The sequence below is a fragment of the Shouchella xiaoxiensis genome, assembly GCF_016907895.1.
Taxonomy (GTDB): Bacteria; Bacillota; Bacilli; order Bacillales; family Bacillaceae_D; genus Shouchella; species Shouchella xiaoxiensis.
Window position 1 is genome coordinate 178850 of sequence record NZ_JAFBCV010000001.1, and the last position, 20374, is coordinate 199223.

General features: G+C 40.2%; 28 protein-coding genes. 19 read left to right on the forward strand and 9 right to left on the reverse strand.

Annotated features, from left to right (window positions below; translation table 11 throughout):
- Nucleotides 1-15: 15 nt before the first annotated feature.
- Nucleotides 16-405, reverse strand: a complete 390-nt coding sequence (locus JOC54_RS00880; RefSeq protein WP_204463699.1) for a DUF1259 domain-containing protein — start codon at nucleotides 403-405, stop codon at nucleotides 16-18.
- Between the two features lie 99 nt (nucleotides 406-504).
- On the opposite strand from JOC54_RS00880, the gene JOC54_RS00885 reads away from it, so the two are divergent.
- On the forward strand, nucleotides 505-1023 hold the full coding sequence (locus JOC54_RS00885) for a YfiT family bacillithiol transferase (protein WP_204463705.1): 519 nt from the start codon (nucleotides 505-507) through the stop codon (nucleotides 1021-1023).
- Between the two features lie 42 nt (nucleotides 1024-1065).
- Here JOC54_RS00885 and JOC54_RS00890 read toward each other — a convergent pair whose 3' ends face one another.
- Entirely contained in the window at nucleotides 1066-2010 is a 945-nt protein-coding gene (locus JOC54_RS00890; protein ID WP_204463707.1) for an ABC transporter substrate-binding protein, read from the reverse strand.
- 141 nt (nucleotides 2011-2151) lie between these two features.
- On the reverse strand, nucleotides 2152-2826 hold the full coding sequence (locus tag JOC54_RS00895) for a class I SAM-dependent methyltransferase (protein ID WP_204463709.1): 675 nt from the start codon (nucleotides 2824-2826) through the stop codon (nucleotides 2152-2154).
- A 123-nt stretch (nucleotides 2827-2949) separates the two neighbouring features.
- On the opposite strand from JOC54_RS00895, the gene mntA reads away from it, so the two are divergent.
- The 3 genes from mntA to JOC54_RS00910 all read left to right on the forward strand — a co-directional run bounded on the left by mntA (nucleotide 2950) and on the right by JOC54_RS00910 (nucleotide 4248).
- Entirely contained in the window at nucleotides 2950-3363 is a 414-nt protein-coding gene (mntA, locus tag JOC54_RS00900) for a type VII toxin-antitoxin system MntA family adenylyltransferase antitoxin (RefSeq protein ID WP_367617744.1), read from the forward strand.
- 191 nt (nucleotides 3364-3554) lie between these two features.
- On the forward strand, nucleotides 3555-4034 hold the full coding sequence (locus JOC54_RS00905) for a hypothetical protein (protein ID WP_204463711.1): 480 nt from the start codon (nucleotides 3555-3557) through the stop codon (nucleotides 4032-4034).
- 4 nt (nucleotides 4035-4038) lie between these two features.
- On the forward strand, nucleotides 4039-4248 hold the full coding sequence (locus JOC54_RS00910) for a hypothetical protein (RefSeq protein ID WP_204463713.1): 210 nt from the start codon (nucleotides 4039-4041) through the stop codon (nucleotides 4246-4248).
- 83 nt (nucleotides 4249-4331) lie between these two features.
- Here the strand turns inward: JOC54_RS00910 and JOC54_RS00915 are convergent, their stop codons facing one another.
- Both JOC54_RS00915 and JOC54_RS00920 read right to left on the reverse strand, forming a co-directional pair.
- Nucleotides 4332-4646 (reverse strand): hypothetical protein, encoded by a 315-nt coding sequence (locus JOC54_RS00915; RefSeq protein WP_204463715.1) that lies wholly within the window; start codon nucleotides 4644-4646, stop codon nucleotides 4332-4334.
- Nucleotides 4647-4657: 11 nt separating this feature from the next.
- Nucleotides 4658-4849 carry a hypothetical protein gene (locus JOC54_RS00920; protein WP_204463717.1) on the reverse strand — a complete coding sequence of 64 codons (192 nt, stop codon included), beginning with the start codon at nucleotides 4847-4849 and terminating at the stop codon, nucleotides 4658-4660.
- Nucleotides 4850-5092: 243 nt separating this feature from the next.
- On the opposite strand from JOC54_RS00920, the gene JOC54_RS00925 reads away from it, so the two are divergent.
- The 5 genes from JOC54_RS00925 (at nucleotide 5093) to JOC54_RS00945 (ending at nucleotide 8326) form a co-directional block, all read left to right on the forward strand.
- Complete coding sequence (locus tag JOC54_RS00925; RefSeq protein ID WP_204463719.1) at nucleotides 5093-6070, forward strand: M23 family metallopeptidase; 978 nt, start codon at nucleotides 5093-5095, stop codon at nucleotides 6068-6070.
- A 122-nt stretch (nucleotides 6071-6192) separates the two neighbouring features.
- Nucleotides 6193-7089 (forward strand): fructose bisphosphate aldolase, encoded by an 897-nt coding sequence (locus tag JOC54_RS00930; protein ID WP_204463721.1) that lies wholly within the window; start codon nucleotides 6193-6195, stop codon nucleotides 7087-7089.
- A 97-nt stretch (nucleotides 7090-7186) separates the two neighbouring features.
- On the forward strand, nucleotides 7187-7516 hold the full coding sequence (locus JOC54_RS00935; RefSeq protein ID WP_204463723.1) for a tRNA-binding protein: 330 nt from the start codon (nucleotides 7187-7189) through the stop codon (nucleotides 7514-7516).
- Between the two features lie 195 nt (nucleotides 7517-7711).
- Nucleotides 7712-7924 (forward strand): hypothetical protein, encoded by a 213-nt coding sequence (locus tag JOC54_RS00940; RefSeq protein WP_054793445.1) that lies wholly within the window; start codon nucleotides 7712-7714, stop codon nucleotides 7922-7924.
- A 39-nt stretch (nucleotides 7925-7963) separates the two neighbouring features.
- Nucleotides 7964-8326 carry an ASCH domain-containing protein gene (locus JOC54_RS00945; RefSeq protein WP_204463725.1) on the forward strand — a complete coding sequence of 121 codons (363 nt, stop codon included), beginning with the start codon at nucleotides 7964-7966 and terminating at the stop codon, nucleotides 8324-8326.
- A 54-nt stretch (nucleotides 8327-8380) separates the two neighbouring features.
- Here the strand turns inward: JOC54_RS00945 and JOC54_RS00950 are convergent, their stop codons facing one another.
- Nucleotides 8381-9442: a hypothetical protein gene (locus JOC54_RS00950; RefSeq protein WP_204463726.1), complete on the reverse strand. Its 1062-nt coding sequence runs from the start codon at nucleotides 9440-9442 to the stop codon at nucleotides 8381-8383.
- A gap of 144 nt (nucleotides 9443-9586) precedes the next feature.
- Between JOC54_RS00950 and JOC54_RS00955 the strand changes: the two genes are divergently transcribed.
- From JOC54_RS00955 to JOC54_RS00970, 4 genes are all read left to right on the forward strand, one after another.
- Nucleotides 9587-9772: a hypothetical protein gene (locus JOC54_RS00955; protein ID WP_054793448.1), complete on the forward strand. Its 186-nt coding sequence runs from the start codon at nucleotides 9587-9589 to the stop codon at nucleotides 9770-9772.
- A gap of 167 nt (nucleotides 9773-9939) precedes the next feature.
- Nucleotides 9940-10683, forward strand: coding sequence for an alpha/beta hydrolase (locus tag JOC54_RS00960; RefSeq protein ID WP_367617745.1), 744 nt, complete (start codon nucleotides 9940-9942; stop codon nucleotides 10681-10683).
- Between the two features lie 44 nt (nucleotides 10684-10727).
- Nucleotides 10728-11108 carry a hypothetical protein gene (locus tag JOC54_RS00965; RefSeq protein ID WP_204463728.1) on the forward strand — a complete coding sequence of 127 codons (381 nt, stop codon included), beginning with the start codon at nucleotides 10728-10730 and terminating at the stop codon, nucleotides 11106-11108.
- Nucleotides 11109-11306: 198 nt separating this feature from the next.
- Entirely contained in the window at nucleotides 11307-11903 is a 597-nt protein-coding gene (locus JOC54_RS00970) for a peptidoglycan-binding domain-containing protein (protein WP_035417449.1), read from the forward strand.
- A gap of 742 nt (nucleotides 11904-12645) precedes the next feature.
- Here the strand turns inward: JOC54_RS00970 and JOC54_RS00975 are convergent.
- The gene (locus JOC54_RS00975) at nucleotides 12646-12849 is read right to left on the reverse strand and encodes a hypothetical protein (RefSeq protein ID WP_204463730.1); all 204 of its coding nucleotides are present in this window, start codon (nucleotides 12847-12849) and stop codon (nucleotides 12646-12648) included.
- A 142-nt stretch (nucleotides 12850-12991) separates the two neighbouring features.
- A complete protein-coding gene (locus JOC54_RS00980) occupies nucleotides 12992-13888 on the reverse strand; it encodes a macrolide 2'-phosphotransferase (RefSeq protein ID WP_204463732.1) in 897 nt (298 codons plus the stop codon).
- Between the two features lie 548 nt (nucleotides 13889-14436).
- On the opposite strand from JOC54_RS00980, the gene JOC54_RS00985 reads away from it, so the two are divergent.
- Together JOC54_RS00985 and JOC54_RS00990 are read left to right on the forward strand one after the other, a co-directional pair.
- Nucleotides 14437-15060, forward strand: a complete 624-nt coding sequence (locus JOC54_RS00985) for a helix-turn-helix domain-containing protein (RefSeq protein WP_239586518.1) — start codon at nucleotides 14437-14439, stop codon at nucleotides 15058-15060.
- A gap of 90 nt (nucleotides 15061-15150) precedes the next feature.
- Entirely contained in the window at nucleotides 15151-15396 is a 246-nt protein-coding gene (locus JOC54_RS00990; RefSeq protein WP_204463735.1) for a hypothetical protein, read from the forward strand.
- A gap of 1 nt (nucleotide 15397) precedes the next feature.
- On the opposite strand, the gene JOC54_RS00995 is transcribed toward JOC54_RS00990, so the two are convergent.
- Complete coding sequence (locus JOC54_RS00995) at nucleotides 15398-16222, reverse strand: SMI1/KNR4 family protein (protein WP_204463737.1); 825 nt, start codon at nucleotides 16220-16222, stop codon at nucleotides 15398-15400.
- Between the two features lie 620 nt (nucleotides 16223-16842).
- Between JOC54_RS00995 and JOC54_RS01000 the strand changes: the two genes are divergently transcribed.
- From JOC54_RS01000 to JOC54_RS01015, 4 genes are all read left to right on the forward strand, one after another.
- Nucleotides 16843-17097, forward strand: coding sequence for a hypothetical protein (locus tag JOC54_RS01000; protein WP_204463739.1), 255 nt, complete (start codon nucleotides 16843-16845; stop codon nucleotides 17095-17097).
- A 505-nt stretch (nucleotides 17098-17602) separates the two neighbouring features.
- A complete protein-coding gene (locus tag JOC54_RS01005) occupies nucleotides 17603-18601 on the forward strand; it encodes a LytTR family transcriptional regulator DNA-binding domain-containing protein (RefSeq protein WP_367617746.1) in 999 nt (332 codons plus the stop codon).
- Between the two features lie 156 nt (nucleotides 18602-18757).
- Nucleotides 18758-19609, forward strand: coding sequence for an ABC transporter ATP-binding protein (locus JOC54_RS01010; protein WP_204463741.1), 852 nt, complete (start codon nucleotides 18758-18760; stop codon nucleotides 19607-19609).
- The gene (locus JOC54_RS01015; protein WP_204463742.1) at nucleotides 19606-20355 is read left to right on the forward strand and encodes an ABC transporter permease; all 750 of its coding nucleotides are present in this window, start codon (nucleotides 19606-19608) and stop codon (nucleotides 20353-20355) included. Before JOC54_RS01010 ends, JOC54_RS01015 begins: the two co-directional genes overlap by 4 nt.
- Nucleotides 20356-20374 lie beyond the last annotated feature (19 nt).

The following is a 20374-nucleotide window of genomic DNA, read 5'->3' on the forward strand; positions in this document are numbered from 1 at the left end:
GAAAGCAGCTAGAATCTAGAATTGAATCGTATGCAAGGCATTCGCCGCCTTCTGGGCAAACTGAATGGGCGGCTCAACCGCTTGAAAATGAACGTAGAGCAAATTTGGCTCAGAAAAAATCCAGTGATTGTGGATGGCACTAATGAGGATGCCTTGTTGCATTAGCGCTTGCGTAAACGGATGCAGTTCCTTTTCTGTTACGACAAATTCACCTAGGTTAAGTGCATTGCCTTGGGCATCAATCGATTCAAACGTAATGCCCGCATGAATGGCACCCTTTGTCGGGCGTCCTTGAATTGTTGCCGTTAGCTGTCGTGGAATGCTAATCGAGCAGACGCCATGCATGATGGACGCTGTTCCATTAACGATTTGTGCGCACTGCTCACATAATGATCTACTGTTCACCTAAATCACCTCATGTATGGCTTCTTAGTGATAGCATACTGAGAGAGAGGGATTTGGGTGACTGTTGTTAAATTTACGTATAGATAGGGAGCCTTTACTATGAATATCCGTTATCCAATTGGTCCATTTCAACTTGAAGGTGAGCCCTCCACGAAAACAGTCGAAAAGTGGATTGGTGAAATCGAAAAGCTGCCAGCTCAACTTGAAGAAGCAGTAAGAGGGTTAAACGATGAGCAACTTGATACAGCGTATCGAAACGAGGGCTGGACGGTGCGTCAAGTGGTCCATCACCTTGCCGACAGCCATTTGAATAGCTATACGCGCTTTAAGTTAGCGCTAACGGAAACCAATCCGCTTATTAAACCATACGAAGAAGGAGAATGGGCTCAGCTTCCTGATTCCACTATGCCGGTGGATGTCTCTTTACGATTAATTGCGTCGTTACATAGCAGATGGGTGTATCTCTTACGAAGCATGAAGCAGGAGGATTTTGAGCGTCGTTTTCAACATCCGGAGTCAGGAGAGGTTACATTAAAAGAAAATGTCGGTATCTATGCTTGGCACGGGCGCCATCACTTGGCGCATATTACGTCTCTTTGTTCCCGTGAAGGCTGGTAATTGAAAAGGCTTGCTTCTCTCTAGAGAGAAGCAAGCCTGTTTTTATTCACCAATAATCGCTTCGTAAACGGAATCAATCGTTTGCGTATTGGCTTGATAGCCATTGTAGAGCCAGCTGCTCGTGCCTGAGCGGTTGTAAATATGACCTTGCTCAACCGCTGGGATGTTCGACCAGATCGATTCGTTTTCTAGGTTTTCAATTGTTTCCGGATCACTGTCAATTAAAAATAAGTAGTCCGCATCGAGTTCAGCGATTGCTTCAAGCGAAACGGGATTCCAGTGAGCGCCCGTATTTTCAGGTAGCTCGGCAATCAGATTTGCTGGCGTCAGCTCTAAATCTTCAAACAAAACCGCACCGCTTGCTACATCAGGTGCAACAACGAAAAACTTTCCACCAATAACCCAGAGCGCAGCAACTTTGCTGTCTCCAATCTCTTCATTTAATTGATTCTTTATTTCGGCAACATGGGCATCATATTCGTTAATAGCAGCTTCTGCTTCTGTATCTTTACCGAGTACTTCTCCCATTAGTGTTAATGTTGCCCGCCAATCATCTTTTGTTTCGTTATCAATGACGTACGTTGGGGCAATTTTGCTGTATTGATCATAGCTTCCGCTCGCCATGGAATCTTCACCAGAAGCGAAGACAAGGTCAGGTTCAGCTTCCATTAACGCTTCAAGTGGTAAATTAAAATCAATGGGTTCAATGCCTGCTAATTGCTCTTCCAAATAAACTTGCGTGCTTGAACGTTCCAAAACAGACCACTGCCGCACCGGCGTAATGCCGAGCGTTACAAGTGGATCTTCTAAGTAAGACGCAACAATACGAGAAGGATCTTCGGGTATCGTTACCTCGTTCCCGGCTTGATCGGTTACTGTAACGGGACCTGAGTCAGCGGGTTCTTCTCCTTCAGTTGTAGACGGATCGTCAGAACAGGCTGATAACAGGGCGAGTCCCATTGTCGAGAGCAGTATGTATTTTTTCATCTTAATCTCCTTAAGTGAGGTATAGATTTATAATATTGATAATGATTTTCATTGTCAATACAATTTTAGTGTAAAAAACCAGAGTTGTATCGATTAATCGATACTAGCTCTGGCACAATTAAACGTATTTACTTGAATAGTTCACCAAGAGGGAGTTCCTGTTTTTTCGGCGTGTGGCGCTTCTTTAGGTCGTTTTTCAATGACTAGCACGCTGTCGTAAAAGCTCATTGACCACGTGGAAGTAGTAAACGAGTTAACGCCTAATTGGGCATCGCGGGAGTACCACGCATTTAGCTGATCAATTAATGTCTTTGAGTATTCAATGAAGCTATTTGGTTCCTTGTAGCCGCCACCAAACTCAGCTTCGTAGCTCGTATGCATGTCTTCAATTAAATAGACTCCTTGTTCTGATAAGAGAGGAAACATTTCCTCGTAGGAAATTTTCTGCTGGTGCATATGGTGTCCGCCATCATCGATAATGATATCAAATGTTGGCAGGGCGGATTTCTGTGTGCGCCAAAAAATTCGATCACCCTGATCTCCAATGAGAATGGAAACTTGTTCTTCCTCAAACGATTTACATCGAGGATCAATATCAATGCCAACAATCGTCGCTTTATCGCCGAAATACTGCTTCCACATTTGCAGCGAACCACCGTGCGACACGCCGATCTCTAAAATATTGACCTCCTGCCCAACAAATCGTTCAAAATGGCGTTCATAAATCGCGAAATAGTGCATCCATTTATGAATTAGCCGACCGTTATTTGTTTCAAAGTAATGCTGCAATGTATCCAACTGCTCACGTCCTCTCATCAATGGATCCCCATTTTTTCATCTTACGCTTAACCGTGCACGTCTAATGCCAGAAAAAAACGAAAGAGCCTTTGTTTTAAAGAGATCAATGCGCTAAACTAGAAAGAAAAGGGTGCGTGACTCGTGAAAAAAGTAAATATGGAATTCATTGAATCCTTCTTGAGCGAAAAACTAAATCCCTCGTTTATTGTCTTGTTTGGGTCAATGGCGAATGAAACAAGCCGGCCGGACAGTGATATTGATTTGGCTTTTTATCCAAACGAAAAACACGCAGCTACGTCAGCCTATGAGCTCTTTTTAATCGCGCAAGAGCTTGCCGATCATCTGAAACGTGAGGTAGATCTCATCAATATTCGTACCGCTTCGACCGTATTTCAAGCGCAAATTTACGGTACAGGAATCTTGCTTCATGCTCAAAACAAAGCCTTTTATCAACAACAGCGCATGACTGCGTTAAGTATGTACGCCAGACTAAATGAAGAGCGGAAACCGGTATTGGATAAGATTAAAGAAAGTGGGTCGATTTATGAATCGTGATGTCGTTTTGAATAAAATAGAAACAATTGAACGGTGCGTGAAACGTGTTAACGAAGTGTATCAAGACTAGCACAGGGTAAGAACAGGACAGGACTAAATTGGTTTCTGCTTTCTTTGTTAGTAGGTCCAGTGGCGACTTTCATTTTATTATTTGTAGAAAAAAGAGAACAATAGGGAGAAGGAGCTAAACGTTGAAAAGTCAGGTGACAATCTTTGTTTCTATCATTCTTTTAAGCGTTATCATGCTGGTACCAACCGCAGTAGCAAGTTCGGCATTTGTTATTTCTGAGGAAGAAGCGAGGAGTTACCAGTATTCTGTTGAAAAGCAGCAAGATACATATTTATGGACGATTGGATTTGAAGACAAGGAATCTATCCTCGTTGAAGATCAATCGAATACGAACAACCTCAACGCTTTTCGAATAGCTGTTGGAGAGATTGACATAAATCAAACCTCCCTCATCATCTCGGTTGTTTACTTACTATTTATTGCTAGTCTTACACTGTTTTTATTTTTAAAAAACAAACAGGTTCTTAAAAAAAGCATCATTTTTATCGTGATTTTTTCGGGAATTGGATTGTACGACACTGTGGAAAATGTTTTGGACTTACAAAGAGCATTAAAAGTTGCCAATTATTATTATGTGTTGTTAACGGGAGAGGGGAGTTGATTGAATGATCGAGGTTTTGGGGAAAAAGATTAATTTAACAAGACTTGCTTCGGTATTTCTAATCGTTGTTGGTTTATTAGTTGTTATCTTACAGCTAGGGTACCGTATTTTTCAAGGTACGCCGTTCTTCAATGAGAATTCCGTTATTGGAATGGCTGTTTTTATATGTGGATGTTATTTTCTTTATCAGGACAGGAAGGAATTCTTATCGTAATTTCTTAAGGTCGGTTTGTCTGAACAAGTCCTCTTATATGGAACAAAACCACTGCCGCACTCGGCAGTGGTTTTTTATAGCTCCTATTTCTCTAAACAAAACAAAATTCCTACTGTTAGCACTGATAAGATAATGGCAAGCATAAGACTTTTTCCTTTTCCACGGTTCATAAAAGAATGGAAAGCAAGGTAACTTAAGGTTCCAACAATAAAGGGTGGAGACAGAAAATAACCGGCCATGAAGGCCTGATCCCAGAAAGAGATTCCGAGAAAGGCACCATTAGTCATAAGCAAAAGAGCTGAGTAAATCGTTCCAACCAGAATCGACATAGCTATAGCAATAAGGAGGTAGCCAATGGTTTTAAAAAAGTTATAAAAAATGGATTGATAAAGAAGCATTTGTTGTCACCTCATGTTTTTCTTCGATCGAATAATAAGCTAATCAAGTTCGTAACCGTGCCGCAAAACGCTGCGCTGATGAGAGAAAAGAGGATCACGCCGATTACGGCCCCAATCGTAAGAGGAGCCATTAACTGAAAGGAAAAAAACAACAACGTTAAAACAAAAAAGATGACGTAATCAATCTTTCTGATTTTGTGCATGATAATCTCCTTTGCGATACATTCGTTTTTAATGCTACTACTTTTACTATAAGTCTGTTTTTTGTAAAAACAATCATTTATAAAGAAAACTTTAGAATTGATTATCGCACGTTTCGACAAAGCTAAAGAGCTTGGAAAACTTGTCAGTGTGTATCCTCAGTGACAAACCGAATAATACGAATAGTAATGAAACCTTTCTAGATAAGAAACGTAGAAGACGAAAACAAGATGGGGGCTACTAAATTGGAGCGTCAAGTAACGCCGGATACATTTATTGAGCTTTTGACTGACGGGGAATTTGAACTGATATACACGGAAACACATGCATCATTTAAGCAGATTGTTTCGTTGGAGAAGTTTAGCGAATTAGGTAGGGGGCTTAATGAACAGGTAAATAGCTATCAGTTTTTTCAATCAAATAGGAGCTTGCGGGGAATTACTCAATTTGTTTGGCTTGATGATCGTAAAGAAATGGCGGTTAGCGTGTCGTTTGATGATAAGGGTCAGATTGCCAGCCTTTATGTTAAGCGCTATTCGAACCTTGAAGATCTGGAAGAGAACAAGACGAAAAATGTCTATCAAATGCCGATTAATAGCGAGTGGTATGTGTTTTGGGGTGGAACGAATGAGTTTATTAATCACCACTATGAACTGGAAAATCAACGATATGCCTTTGATTTAGTTAAAGTTCGGAACAGAAGCTCGTTTAGAAACAAAGGACTACAAAACAAAGAGTATTATGCGTTTGATCAAGACGTTGTCGCTCCGCTTGACGGCAAAGTAGTCCAAATACATAACGGCAAGAAGGATAACATCCCAGGCGTTTTTAAAGGGAAGGACCTGTTAGGGAATTACATGGTTATTGAGCATGCAAATCAGGAATATAGCTTAATTGCCCACATTAAGCGCGACTCGTTTGTCGTGCGTGAGGGAGATGCTGTTGCGCAAGGACAGAACCTTGCTACATGCGGGAATAGCGGTAACTCATCTGAGCCGCACATCCATTTCCAAGTGATGACTTCAGCACAGTTTAAGTTTACCCGGTCACTCCGGGTTCAATTCGAATTTGAGGAACCACAAAAAGGCGATTTTGTTAGTCATAATCAGAAAGTGATACGCGATGAATGGGAGGAACGGGTTGATCAAGTGGAAAGCACGTCTTCTGTTCTTGACCTTTTCTTGGTTATTCGTAAAGCTGTGGCACAGCTATTAAGTTCTTAATTCATGTGTGACTGAAACAATTCCCGGGTACAGAATGAAGTAGATACTTCTTTCGTCTTTACTGAAAATGTCATTAACTGGACAAGCTAGTGGAGACGAAAATGGAAAGGGAGAATGTCACGATGAAGAAACAACAAATGGAAAAAATGCGTAACGGCAAAGGGTTTATTGCAGCCCTTGATCAGAGTGGAGGCAGCACGCCTAAAGCGTTGGCAGATTACGGTGTAACGAAAGAGGCTTATACAACGGATGCAGAAATGTTTGATTTAGTTCATGAGATGCGGACGCGGATTATCAAAGCGCCAGCGTTTCATTCGGATAAAATTCTTGGCGCGATCCTGTTTGAGCAAACAATGGACCGGAAAATTGACGGTGAGTATACGAGCGACTATCTTGCAAATCAGAAGGGGATTGTTCCGTTTCTAAAAGTCGATAAAGGCTTGGTCGATGAGAAAAACGGCGTGCAGCTAATGAAGCCCATTGATGATTTGGATGAAACGTTAAAGCGGGCGACTGAACGAAACGTTTTTGGGACAAAGATGCGCTCAGTCATCAAAAAGGCAAACAAAGACGGGATTCAGCAAGTGGTCGAGCAGCAGTTTGAAATTGGCAAGCGGATTATTGCCGCTGGTCTTGTACCAATTATCGAGCCTGAAGTGGATATTCATAGCGCCGATAAAGAAGCATCAGAAGAAATTCTAAAGAAAGAGCTGTTAACTCAGTTAAATCTACTTCGGGATGATGAGAGCGTCTTATTAAAGCTGACGATTCCAAGCAATCCAGGTCTCTATCAAGAGCTTGTAGATCATGAGCGGGTGGTCCGAGTTGTCGTTCTTTCTGGTGGTTATTCTCGCGATGAAGCGAACCGCAAATTGAAGGACAATAAAGGCTTAATTGCCAGCTTTTCAAGAGCATTAAGCCAAGATTTAAATGCCAAGCAGACAGAAGATGAATTTAATCAATCGCTTGAAACAGCCATTGACGGTATCTATGATGCATCAGTAAACAAAACACCGTAACAAAGTCACACCTCTCGTGCTACAATCCGCGAGAGGTTTTTGTCTTACCAATATGATAAGGTAAATGTACATTCAATTTCTTTTGGTGGTGTTTGCGATGGCAAGTTTAGAAGATTTTCAGAAACTCGACATGCGGGTTGGAGAAATTATTAGAGCAGAGGATTTTCCAAAGGCAAGAAAACCAGCTTATCAACTATGGGTTGATTTTGGGGAAGAGTTAGGTGTGAAACAAAGCAGCGCTCAAATAACCGATTGTTATCAGCTTGAGCAGCTTGTGGGTCAACAAGTTCTGGCAGTCGTTAACTTCCCGCCGATGAAAATTGCTGGCTTTACATCAGAAGTGCTCGTCATGGGTACGTACTCGGAACAAGGCGTTGTTTTAATTCAACCAGAACAAAATGTGAAGAACGGCGATCGATTAGGCTAACTGGGGTTCATTTCCCAGCTGGACGCTCATACTTATGTTACCCTGATAAGAGAGGTGATTAACATGAAAGCGAAATCAAAGGCGTTACTGGTGATTGGTTTAGGCTTTTTAGTTGGCGCTTTAGGCTATTACTTGTTTTTGTACGTCTTTATTCCAAACTTAATGGGACCTTCACATTAAAGAAGGAGGGGATGCATGATGAAATCAAATACGCCTTTCTGGGTTGGCATTAGTTCCGTATTATTAAGTGGACTGATATTTCTGTTTGTTTTGATTTATTATCCAACTGGTAATGAAAGCTCTTGGGGTGGAATGGGCTTTTTGGTGGCCGTTGCTTTTTTCGCGATCATCGGGCTGATTTTTTTGATTGTTGGATTTGTGTATAGGTTGATGAGTAGGAGTAGCTGATTAATTAGAAAACAATCATTTGGAAACGGAGTTAGACGAATGATACATGATTTGACTATATACAGTGTTCCATATAGATCCATTCTCAACAAAGGTAAGACGGTTGAAGTGAGGTTAAATGATGACTTAGTCAACAAGATTCGATTAGGAGACCAGATAAGATTCTTACTAGAAGATGATGAAGAAGAATCTTTTCTATGTTCTGTTACGAAACTGGAATCTTACAAAAGCTTCTCAGAAATGTATCTCGCGATCGATTTTCGCTTGTTAGACAGCGAAGGCTGGACATTAGAAGAAATGTTAACGGCAACTTACAAGTTCTATTCACTTGAAGAAGAAATGAGTTTCGGAGCGCTGGCAATCGGGATCGAGCTCGTTGAATCAATGGAGAGAACAAGATAGCCAAAACAAAAAGCAAATAGCGCACCCTTTTAAAGGAGCCTATTTGCTATATTCTTATTGACCAACCAAATGATACGTAACGACTTCCTGTGTCGTATCATTCCGTAATTTCACTTCCCATGCATGAAAATCAAGGGCTGCGAGCTGGATGGCATTTTCGAATACAATTTGATCTGCTTCTGTTACGATTTCTTCATCCATTGTGTATTGAACGGAAGCGACACCGTTTTGAATCGATGCACCAAGCACTTCAATGCCCTCGACCATCGCTGAGGAGTAGAAGGCATCTTCTTGCTCAACAGTCTTCATCGTTTCTAACGTCTCTTCAAAAGAAAAAGGTTCTTCCCTTTCATTCGTGACTGGTTCTTCCAAATCACCCCCTGATAAAAACAATGTTTGCTCTAGCTCTTCGTCATAGAGTGTATAATAACCGCGTGATAATCCTCTTTCTTCACCAACATCAAAAGGTTCATTAACAGAGCGCTCGCCCACATTAATATCGATTTCCCCATCCGGATTAAAGAATGAAATTTCTTCAATTCCATATAAATCACTAATGCCAAACAACGAGTCGTAAAACATCATCATTTCGGCAGATGTTAGCGAAAGCTCATTCCCATCTTCATTAAAATAGATGTGGAGTTCAGGCCACTCAAGCGAGATGTCTGCATAAGAATCAAGGATATTCTGCTCAGAAGGATCACCATCAATCAAGGACATCTCAATATTCTCTTCATGCGAATGCTGTTGATCTGCATCCCGTGTAAATGAAAACGCTGTTAAAAATTCGATCGTGTCGCCCATATCGGCTTCAACAAGATGTGTGTCAATTAGATAACTTGATTGTACTTGAGTCCCACTGTACGGATTTGAGTTTTCACCATTTTCTTCATCTGTCGAATCATCACCACTTGAAACGTCATCGTCCGTTTCCTCATCGCTGCTAGTCTCATCGTCATTCGCTTCGTTTTCATCCTCTAGCTGACTTTCATCTGCTGGACCTGTTTGTCCGTTTGCTGTTTCCGGAGCCTCCGTCATCTCGTCCTGCCCATTTTGACAGCCAACGAACAGAAATGAGGCAGATAGAAGACCAGCAGCCGTCACTGTTTTCCTCATTTTGTCATCCTCCCTTTTTATTCCATACCCGAGTGAGCAAAACTTAAAAGCATTTTTTCTTTTGGTAAAAGGGTTTAGATGTGTAATTAGGCTTAACAAAGGGTAAAAGTCATTCAAATTAGCAACTATAGGAGGTTAGTAAAGATGAACAAAGCAGATAAGATTATTAGGTTAATTGGTCAAATTTTGATGAGCTTGTTAGTTGGCTACTTTATAATCATTATGTTTGGTGACAATATACTTGCTGCAGTCATTTTACTCCTGCCAGTCATAATCTTGCTGCAGATTAAAATACTTGTTCAATTAAAAAATAACGAAAAAAATAAATGAGTGCAGATGCTGAACGATTAAAAAGTTTACGTTAGAATAGGGAGAGGCTCGAAATTTAGTGTGTTATTCTAAGGAAATTGAGAGAACTAAAAGCAGCTATACGAAAGTTAAACCGGAAAAAGCTCTTTCCTTTTTGAGCAATAATTTAATTGAAAGCAGGTGCTTCGGTGCGAGCAAGAATTGTAAAGCCAAGACCGGTTTATTTAAAAGGTGGAGATAAAGCCGTCTTATTACTTCACTCCTTTACCAGTCACACTCGGGATATGAAGCCGTTAGCGAAATTCTTGAACGAGAAGGGCTACACTTGTTACTGCCCGGTTTACAAGGGGCATGGACTTCCTCCTGAAGAATTGTTTGGCACCGGTCCAGAAGACTGGTGGGAAAGTGTATCAGAAGGATACCTCCATTTGAAAGAGGAGGGGCATGAATCGATTGCGGTTGTGGGGGTGTCGTTGGGTGGAATTTTCGCCTTACGCGTCGCACAAGAGTTTGAGGTTAACGGTGTTGTGACAATGTCCGTACCTCATAAGCGTGACCTTGCTGCTTTAAAAAATCGCGTCTTTAAATTTGCGAAAGCCTATAAACAATATGAGAGCAAAACAGAACAAGAAATCAAAGCTGAATTAAAAGACCTTGAAAAACAGCCATTTGATGGGTTAGAAGCGTTTGTAGAAAGCATCAATAAGGTAATGGAAGGGCTCTCAACTATCCATGTGCCGATGAAAATCATGTACGGAGAACTTGATGAAACGCTCTACAAAGACAGTGCGGAGTACATCTTTGATCGTGTGGCGACTGATCAGAAGAGCGTGAACAACTATCCTCAATCAAAGCACTTAATGACGCTTGGAAAAGATCAAGAGCAGATTCAAGCCGATATCGAGTCATTCTTGAGTACGTTGCAGTGGTAAATGAAGTACAGTAATGATTTTTGGTAAAGATAGATGGAGGGTTTATGGAAATAGTTATTGTATATGGCTTTATGTTATTGTTTATATTCTCACTGAGTCTGTTAATTCTTCTCCCAGCCTATTTAGTCTTGAGAAAAAAGAAAAAACGAACCATATTTTATTTATTTTTAATTCCGATTGCGATGGTACTTGTGTCACCGTCATTTAGCAATAAAGGCCAAGAAATAGGTGCAGTACACTTGGAACAACAAATCGAGGAACACGGTCATAACGTCCATCTCCTAAATCGGAATAGTGGTGAGGGATTTATGTATAGTGTCGTAGGTATATTCGTACTCTTTATGAGTCTACCAGTAACACTTGCCGCTGGCTTTTATAGCTTTTTAAGATACCGAAAAAAAGATGAACCGATTTCTTCTCTCTAAACAAATGCTGCTAAGCACGTTTCGCTTTCCATAAAAAACCCAGCATTCTTCTTGCCTTCAAAAATGTAGAAAAAAGCGATTGTCTTAAAAATAGTACATAACGCCCGTTTTTGTGTTTATGCAAAATAACAGGTTTCATTCTTTGTGAGCGTGCTATCCACAAGAGTATAGTTCACAAAAAATGAGGAGGAAGTTATGATGAAGAAGAAATTATTAGCGGTAGTTCCTGCGGTTGCGTTACTAGCTGCACCTTTTCCGAATCAAGTAACAGACGCAGCCTCTACCAGTGAACAGGTTCAAGAATCAATCAAGACGATCCCGGCAGATTTTGATGCGTTGCTCAACTGGGCGCCAGAAGAACAGCCAACTGTGACACAAGGAAGCCAGAGTTACGAAGTTGAGTTTATCCAGACGATGTTGGTACACTTTGGCTATGAAACAGATGTAGATGGTGTATTTGGAGCAGATACAGCGAAACAGCTTAAAGCGCTTCAAGGAGAAAAAGGATTAACGCAGGACGCCGTAGTTGGTACAGAGACATGGACGGTACTGCTAGAAGAATACAAAGCGAAATCCTTCCAACCAGAACGAGCGATCTTATACGCTGAACATGTTTTAGCTAATGATGATCTGCTATTTAGCAGTGATGGCATGTTGCATGAAGATGAATCTGGTAAGACGTTTTATTCATTAAAAGCGCAAAGCAAAGAGTTACTTGAAGGCGGAGGTAGCGGCACGGTCGGCTTTTACAATGTGTATTACGATGGCGAAGTCGAAGAATCGAGTCCGCTGTAGGGTGTGAAATACGAAAGGGGTTGTCAATGTTTTTTTCTTGTTGTAAAATATAATTGACAAAATAAAAAACCTGATTAAAGGTTAGCGGCCTCAATCAGGTGAAAAAAGTATCAGAGTTAAGTGTTTTGGTATTACTCGTACACTAATAACCCTTCAGCTTCGAGGCTCAGAGGGTTATTAGTCGTTATTTAGAAGTGTTATGATCATAATTATAACAGTAATTAATGAGAGGATAGACGCAACTGCACCAATTACTACGTTTATTATTAGGGTTAACACTTCATAAGTAGACATTAGCAACACCTCCTTTCCAGGAGAGTGCCACTTAACCTCTGAGCCTATTTTTACTTACCTACTATTCTACCTTAAATTTAAAAACTAGCATATATTCAATTCAAATAAGTTAAGTTCTTTTATCAGCATAAAGATAATTAATTTAATAGTCTACTAGTTATGGGGAGCTTCAATTCACAGAACGTTGAATTTGCAATTAGAATTAATTTAATAAGTATGAAGGAGTCCAGAGATGGGCTTCTTTTTCATGCGAAATTCTTTGGCATTAAAAAAAGCCCCTGCTAAAAAGCAGGGGCAAAAAGGATACAATGAGACTCCCGTGGGGTCATACGGGGGTCTAATCACCTTTCCAGCAAGGGGGAAGGTGAGATAAGAATAACAAAGACCTGTGGGAGATTCAATCGATGTGACGAAAAGTATAAGAAACCTTTACAAACGTAACCTCCGCTCATTCGCTCTGGTCTTCTTTCTCACTCATAAAAACGGGAAACAGAGACATAAAAGCGGTAGCGAATACTGTTTGTGCGACAATCGATGCTAAAGAATCGTCATTTGGAAATAAGTAAAATCGAGCGAGCAACGAGACCGAGAAAAAAACATATAAATTCAGTAATCGTTTTCGTGTATACATATCACGATACGTATAAGCCAAGCAAAATCGCCCCCTCTCATACTAGTAGATTATCAACATTCTTTGAGGGAATAAATCGGTTTCATTGAAATTGATGCTTCTTACCTACACGTTGGAAAATGACAAAACGACCACCCAATTAGGGTGGTCGTTTCTAAGTCGTTTAGTTAGTTTCTCCTGCAAGCATCTGCTTGGCGGCTTTTTCCATTTCCTTTAAGCCGGAAACCTCTGCGTATTCGGCAACGGTAAGTGCGCTCGTTGCATAGAGTTCACTAATGTGTTCAGCCATTCGTGGCCATGTCTGTCCGCCTGCCTGTTCGTATGCGTCAATTAACTTGGTCAGGCCGTCTTCTCCAAAGAGCAAGTAATGAGACATGAAATCAACGCCGACATCTCCGACACCAACTTCAGTCCAGTCAATTAGCCCTGTGACAGAATGATCGCGTGTGGTAATGATATGACCGGGGTGTAAATCACCATGTGTCACGCCGACATGAGTAGGCCAGTAAGACTCGTCACCAAGCCATGTTTGCCAACGTTCCCAGAGTTTAGCGTTAATCGCATAACGCTCTTTAACTCGATCCATGCGCTTTTTCATCGTTGTTCGCAGCTCATAGGGGGTAAGAAAACCCACGCCAATGTCTTTGAATGGCTTTGGATCTAGCGCATGCAGTTCGGCAAGCACTTTTCCAAGAGAGCGGTGGTAGCTATCGGGCGCATTGTTTTCATCGAACGTCCAGACATACCCTTGCTGCTCCAAATCAATTGTGGCCGCGGGAGCCCCACCGAGCTCTTTATAGGCAATTAGATCATCTGAGAAAATTGTCCAATCAGGAACTTCAAAGCTTGCCTGTTTTTTTATGAAATCTAATGCCTGTTTTTCTTGTGTAGCGTGTCGCATTGATTCGGATCTACGTGGGACGCGTAAAATCCAGTTAGAGCCGTTGCTGTCGCTTCCGTGTGCAACTTGAAAATCAACGCCTGATTCATTAACAGTCAGTGACGTTTCATCCAGTTTTAATCCATGCTTTTGCGCAAGTTCAATAAATGTTTTTTTCATTTCTCTATTCCTCCGGTTTTAATCAATTGTCGTAACATTGTTTCCCCGGTAGCGTAAGCAGTTCTCTTTAAAAACAAAAAGGCAGATTACGTTCTGCCTTTCTTCACGTAGAAGATTGTTAAAAATGTGCAGACTACTCCCGTTTACTCTGTTTCAAAAAAACAGAGCGGTTGAACAATGACATTATTTCTGAATCAATGTTTCTTGGCGTAATCTAATTGAGTGCGTCATTTAGAACAATCCTCCTTTCCATAAGCTCCACTTACCATACAAGGTTCTTAAAAGAAAATCAAGAGAATCAGACAGTGACCACATTTTCATTCAGATCTGCGATAAAATGGCGGGTGTGAGGTGCATGAAGATGATGAGCTAGAAAATAATACGTTAAATCTGCTGCTTATTCTCAGATCTCATTTCAAGAAAATCGCTCTGATTTTATGATAGATAATCAGAAAATGACCATTGCAACTATTAGTTGCTGAATAGTTGGTGGCATGCAACCACTAAAAACAATAAAGTATTAAGCATAATGAAAAAAGGAGTGTTGTATGTTGTCAGTAGGTTCTACGATTAGCAGCAAAAGAAAATCCTTCAAGTTATCTCAAGAATATGTAGCTGAACAACTGGGGACTAGCCGACAAGCAGTATCGAAATGGGAAACGAATCAATCAAAACCTTCAACAAGTAATCTCCTAAAATTAGCTGATTTATTTGAATGTGATGTTAAGGAAATCGTATCTCCCGAAAATTATATAAATGAAGAAAAGAACGCAGAAAAGCAAATGGAGCAAAATCAAAAAGATATAAAAATGCAACTGTCAGCTGTCTTTGGACGAATCCTTATGTTAATAAGCTTTTTAGGTTATATTGGGGCTTTTTCTGATCCGTCCTCCTATCAACTTCCAGAATGGTATTTAACCGTTTGGTGGGGCGCATTATGTTTGATTGGTGCAACATTAACATTTATCGCATCAAGGGATTATTTCAATAGAAAATCAGGCTCAAAAAATGTTATTTGGTTTGATTTAATATATGTTTTTTCTTATTTCTTATATGGGATATTGCCTTTCGAAACAAACATAAACGGACTTGCTATAATGGTTTATGCGATTGTGATTTTGAGTATCAAAAATAGTATATTCTTTATACCTATATGGAGGAAATCAACGTAAATGATTCTGCTTATCAAATCATAAATTGACGCGAAAGGGTGAATTAAAATAGATTTTTCGTTTATAGCATTTTTTATGGTGATTATTGTAATGAGGTTTGTCTTAGAATCCATTGTTTTTAAAAATAAACCAGAAGCTCACCTAATAGCTTCTGGTTCATTTTTAGCAGTAATTATAGTAATAACAATTCAGTTCGCCCGATCAACTGTCAATATTTTCTATCCATTTGATGGTCTTTCTGTTGGTATCTTGTTATTGATTGCCATCATATACGGATGGGGAGGCTTTCAAATCTATTCACGTTATAGTAAATGGATAAAAGAAAGTAAGCAATAGACTACTTTTTGCTTTTTTTATCAAATGATTTCTGTATTTTCTTGCCGTATTTTTTTATTGCGGGGTCGAAGTGAATTTTGAATTTATCAAGAATTTGTTGAATTAATTCGTTATCAATTTCTTTGTTATTATCATAACGACTATCAACAATTTTATATAATGCTTCTGCAGCATCTTGTACGATAAACTCATTCTTTTTAGATGCAAGTTTATTAAGTTGATTTAGAAACCAATTCGTATCACTATCCGTGTTGCTGAAATGAAGAACAGCGAAACCAATCTTACCTATATTGTTGCCTGAGAATACTTTTTCGCCTTCTTTGTAGGTAAATTCAGTTTGATCGTCTTCAAAAGCTATATTTTCTATGTATGTGCTCTCTTCATCTCTGTATAATTGTTCAATGAATGAATCAAACGAAACGGCTATACGTTCCTCAACTTCTAATTCAACATCTATAAAAATAACAGCTGGGTTTTCTTTTACGGCTCTATAATCCAACCCGACCCATCTTTCACCGTCGCCACTCACTAAAACTATCCCTTTAGGCAATCCCCATTCATTTGAATAATAGCCTGTTTGTAAAACACCTTCACTTTTCTTACTACTTACGCCAAACAGATAATCAACATCTAAATGTTCCTCTTCATGTGAGAATGGGTATTTGTTCCTTAATAGATAGCCGCCGTTTTTATCTGTTAATAAATTGATATAAGATAGGGGCAATTTCACTTGAAAATAATCTTCAACATAACTGACTGATGATTCCATTAGAGGGTCAAGCTCATATTCATCTAAAACACGTGTATCCCAAATTCTTTTACTCATAAAAAGAGCCCTCCTAGCAAGATTATTCTTACTGTTAGTATTATAGCAAAAATATTTTCGCTATCGAAAAACAATCTCTTCATTTATCGTAGGATCTATTCAACTAGATACATGCAGAAAAAACTGGTTTGAATAAAGCGAATAGATATTACATCTTTTTTTAGATTTCTTTGTACCATGTATGCCAAGGGTTTAGCACAGGTGTTAAAAGGTATTGTTGGAACGGAAATAGTTAGTTGATCGAATGAACCGATTGATGTTGGAAACGCTTGATGAAGTGTTACCTGAATGAACTGTTTTTAAGTCATTTTATCCACTTTGTGCTGGTTGTTTTAATTGAAGATAGCAATGAATTTCGTTGATTGGAAAGGAAGACGGTGACGCCTGCGGAAAAAGGGGCGTGGTGAGACAAGCAGAACGAAGACTGCGATGGCTCAGCCGTTCCTCCGCGGCAAGCTTCCGTCTGAATTGGAGATCAACAACTGCCGCTGGGGCATTCATCTTGTGAACCATCGTTATCTACAACATTCTAGGTTCAATTAGAATGTGAGAGGAAACAGAGCCTCTCATGCTCTTGCCTCGCGTCTTCCTAGATGTTATACATGGAATGGGGGTGTCGTATGTTTAAGTTAGTAAGACCACTCGTTTTAATAATAATTGTGTGGTACATCATCGAGCGTTTTATTTTAGATGATGTTGGGTGGAGCGAACCCGTCTTATTTCTGTTTATGGCCGTTTTGTTTTGCTTTTTAGCGATTGCCGTCATCAGAGACAATCCTTCACGTCAGGATAAAATAAATGTGGTCGTCATTATAGTGCTATTTGTTATACCAGGTTTTTATTTTGGGGTAGCAAGTTTAATAAATTTAACGTAGACAATGCTTCACTTGCTTTAAGTTTGGGAAGTCGTGCTACTTCAAGCGGCCGTATTGGATTAACTCGGTTCGGCAAATAACGCGACTGGAAACAGTGGAGCAAGAGTAGAGCCAGAGTGTTCTTAAGATTCACTGGTTTACATGGATGTTTCCCGGGAAATGGTTGAACAAGGAAACCATTTAGGGAGTTGATCAATTGAGTTCAGAAACTACGTCTGCAAACAAAGATTTCTGGTGGCGAATAGAGGTTTTAGCATGGGTGCCTTTCTTCGTGAGTTTGATTCTTTACGTTATATTGCATCTTCATTACGGGTCTGAGAGCTTTTTTATGACATACGGCAGCTGGATTTTTCATCTTACGTTTATGTTGGCTTTGGTTTTTAAAGCGATAAAGTGTTATCATCTTGGATTAAAGAGGTCCTATGTTTATTGGGGGCTCATAGGGCTCGTAATTGCCAATGCGGTAAGAGTGAACAGCGGGTTTTAATACTTAAACAGAAAGAACGTGACAGCATTGAACTTAATTACAGTAACGCATGTCATGAAACAAGAAGAGTCACTAACAATTTTGAAAGATTTGAATTTTGTTATTGAGGAAAAAGCACAGATTGGCATTAAGATGACGAACAAAGAAAGCATCACCTTATTCAAGCTTCTAGCAGGAGAGACGACGCCTTCAAGCGGAAAGATCGAGAAATCAGTGGACCATGTCCAGCTGGATCTTTCAAGAGATGGGCTTTATGAGGACTTGGCGGTTTCTTCTTATTTAACATTCTTCGCCAAAATTTCAGCTGCAAAAAAGTCACTTGAGGAGCTTTTGGCCGTTTTCTCGTTACTGGATGTACGCGCGACGAAAATTCGAGACTTGTCCCTTGATCAGAAAAAACGGGTCAGTTTATTACGGATGTCTTTGGCGGAGCCACAGCTGATGTTGATTCAAAGTCCTTTAAGCAATTTATCGAATGAAGGGATACAGCTTTATTTAAAAGCGGTGAATCATCTTCAAGCGCAAGGCGTTTCAATTTTGTTTACGTCGCATTATTTAGAGGAGCTTGCTTTACTAAGCAACGTCATTTATCGCTACGACCAGTTTGTCGGATTAGAGAAAGTCGATATTGCACAAGATAAGTCTGAGACTGAAGATACCTCGGCGAATTTTCAACCGCAGAATGTCTATAAAGTCGCGAGCAAAACAGCTGACAAAACGATTTTCTTTAGTCCGGATGAAATTGATTACATAGAAAGTCTTAATAGCGTTAGTACGATTCGGATTGGCAATGAGTATTTTCCGACAGATTTAACGATGAATGAGCTGGAAAAAAGGCTGAGTCATTTTGGTTTTTTTCGCTGCCACCGTTCGTACTTAGTCAATTTGCAGCGCGTGTCTGAACTGATTAGCTACTCGAAAAACAGCTATACGCTTATTTTGAAAGGGCAAGCAAACAACAAATTGCCGCTGTCGCGAAATCGGTTAGAAGAAATGAAAACATTATTGGAGTTCTAAGGTACCGTTGAGGGTGAAATGGCATCATTTCAGCCTTTTTTTCGTTCAATTCGGCGTTTTCCCGTTACTGTTCAACGAATTTTAACGTCAAATCCGCGCTTTTTCGATAACGTTAAGAGTAACAAAGCAACCAATTAATCGAAGGGGTGACGACGAATGAGAAAACGAGTGATTGAAGTGAACCAGCTATCGAAGTCGTTTAAAAAACAGCACGCTTTAAAGAACATTCAGTTCCATGTGAGCGAGGGAGAAATCTTTGGATTTTTAGGTCCTTCAGGATCAGGGAAAACAACAACAATAAAGATTCTGACTGGCCAACTGGCACAGACTTCTGGGCAAGCTTTTGTGCTCGGAAATCCAGTTGAGAAAATTGATGAAAGCATCTATGAGGATGTTGGTATTGTAACGGATAACAGTGGCTTGTATGAGCGTCTGTCGGTTTACAATAATTTAACGGCATTTGCCAAGTTATTAAAAGTGAAGAAAAGCCGAATTGATGTGCTGTTGAAAGAAATGGGATTGTATGAACATAAGAACAAGCTGGCAAATCAGCTGTCAAAAGGAATGAAGCAGCGCTTAGTGCTGGCGCGGTCAATGCTTCATGAGCCGAAAGTGCTTTTTCTCGATGAACCGACGAGTGGGCTTGATCCCGTCACGACAGAAGCGATTCACTCATTGTTAATGGAGCTAAAAGCGAACGGAACGACAATCTTTTTAACGACGCACAATATGGATGAAGCAACAAAGCTTTGTGATCACGTTGCGCTGCTTAATGACGGATTAATCGTCGAGAATGATTCCCCTAAAGCGTTAACGCTTAAATACAACAAAGAGAAGCGCTACAGCGTCCTGTTGTCGAATGAGGTTGAGCATGTGCTGCCTCATTCGCCGGACACGGTTGAACAAATTAACCAATGGCTGAAAAACGATGAGATTTTAACGATTCACTCATGTGAACCGGATTTAGAAGCCGTATTCTTAGAAGTGACAGGGAGGGAACTGATATGAATGTATCACTGCGAAAAATCAATGCGATTCTTCAATTGAAAATAAAGCTAATCGTCGGAAACTTATCCATTTTGTTTGCGCCTATCTTTTCAATTCTGTTCGTAGTCGTCATGAAACAGTTAATGCCAAATGTTGACGTGGGCGAAGGGGGAGTTCCGTTTTCAACGGATACATTTTTGCTCAGTTTTGGTTTAATCTTTAATATTGCAATTTCAGGTATTTCAATGAGCAGTTCACCAATTGCCGAAGAAAAAGAAAAGAATACGTTACGGGTGTTGATGACGTCGTCGGTAAATGGTCTGGAATATTTTATCGGCACGATGATTCCAACCTTCGTCATTCTAGTAACGGTGAATATGGTTTTAGTTCCGATAAGTGGGCTATCTTTCAGTGAGGTACCCCTCGGCAGCTACTTTGTTGTTACAACAGTGGCCAGCTTAATTAGCATCGTTATCGGCTATATAATCGGGATTTACGCGAAAAACCAAGCGCAGGCGTCGTTAGTGAGTACGCCCATTCTGCTTTTGCTTACCGCAACGCCTGTTTTACGCATTTTTAATGAAGATTTAGCCAACATTTTAAATTACACGTATGGAGGGGTGCTGGCCAATTTAGCGGAATCCTTGTCTTCCGATGGCGCCTACCAATGGAATCTGCATGATAGCGCCGTATTGCTTGTTTGGTTTCTTGGGGCACTTGGTATCTTTGTGTATGCCTATAAGAAAAATGGCATTGATCAAGGATGATGTAAAGAAGAAGGACTGC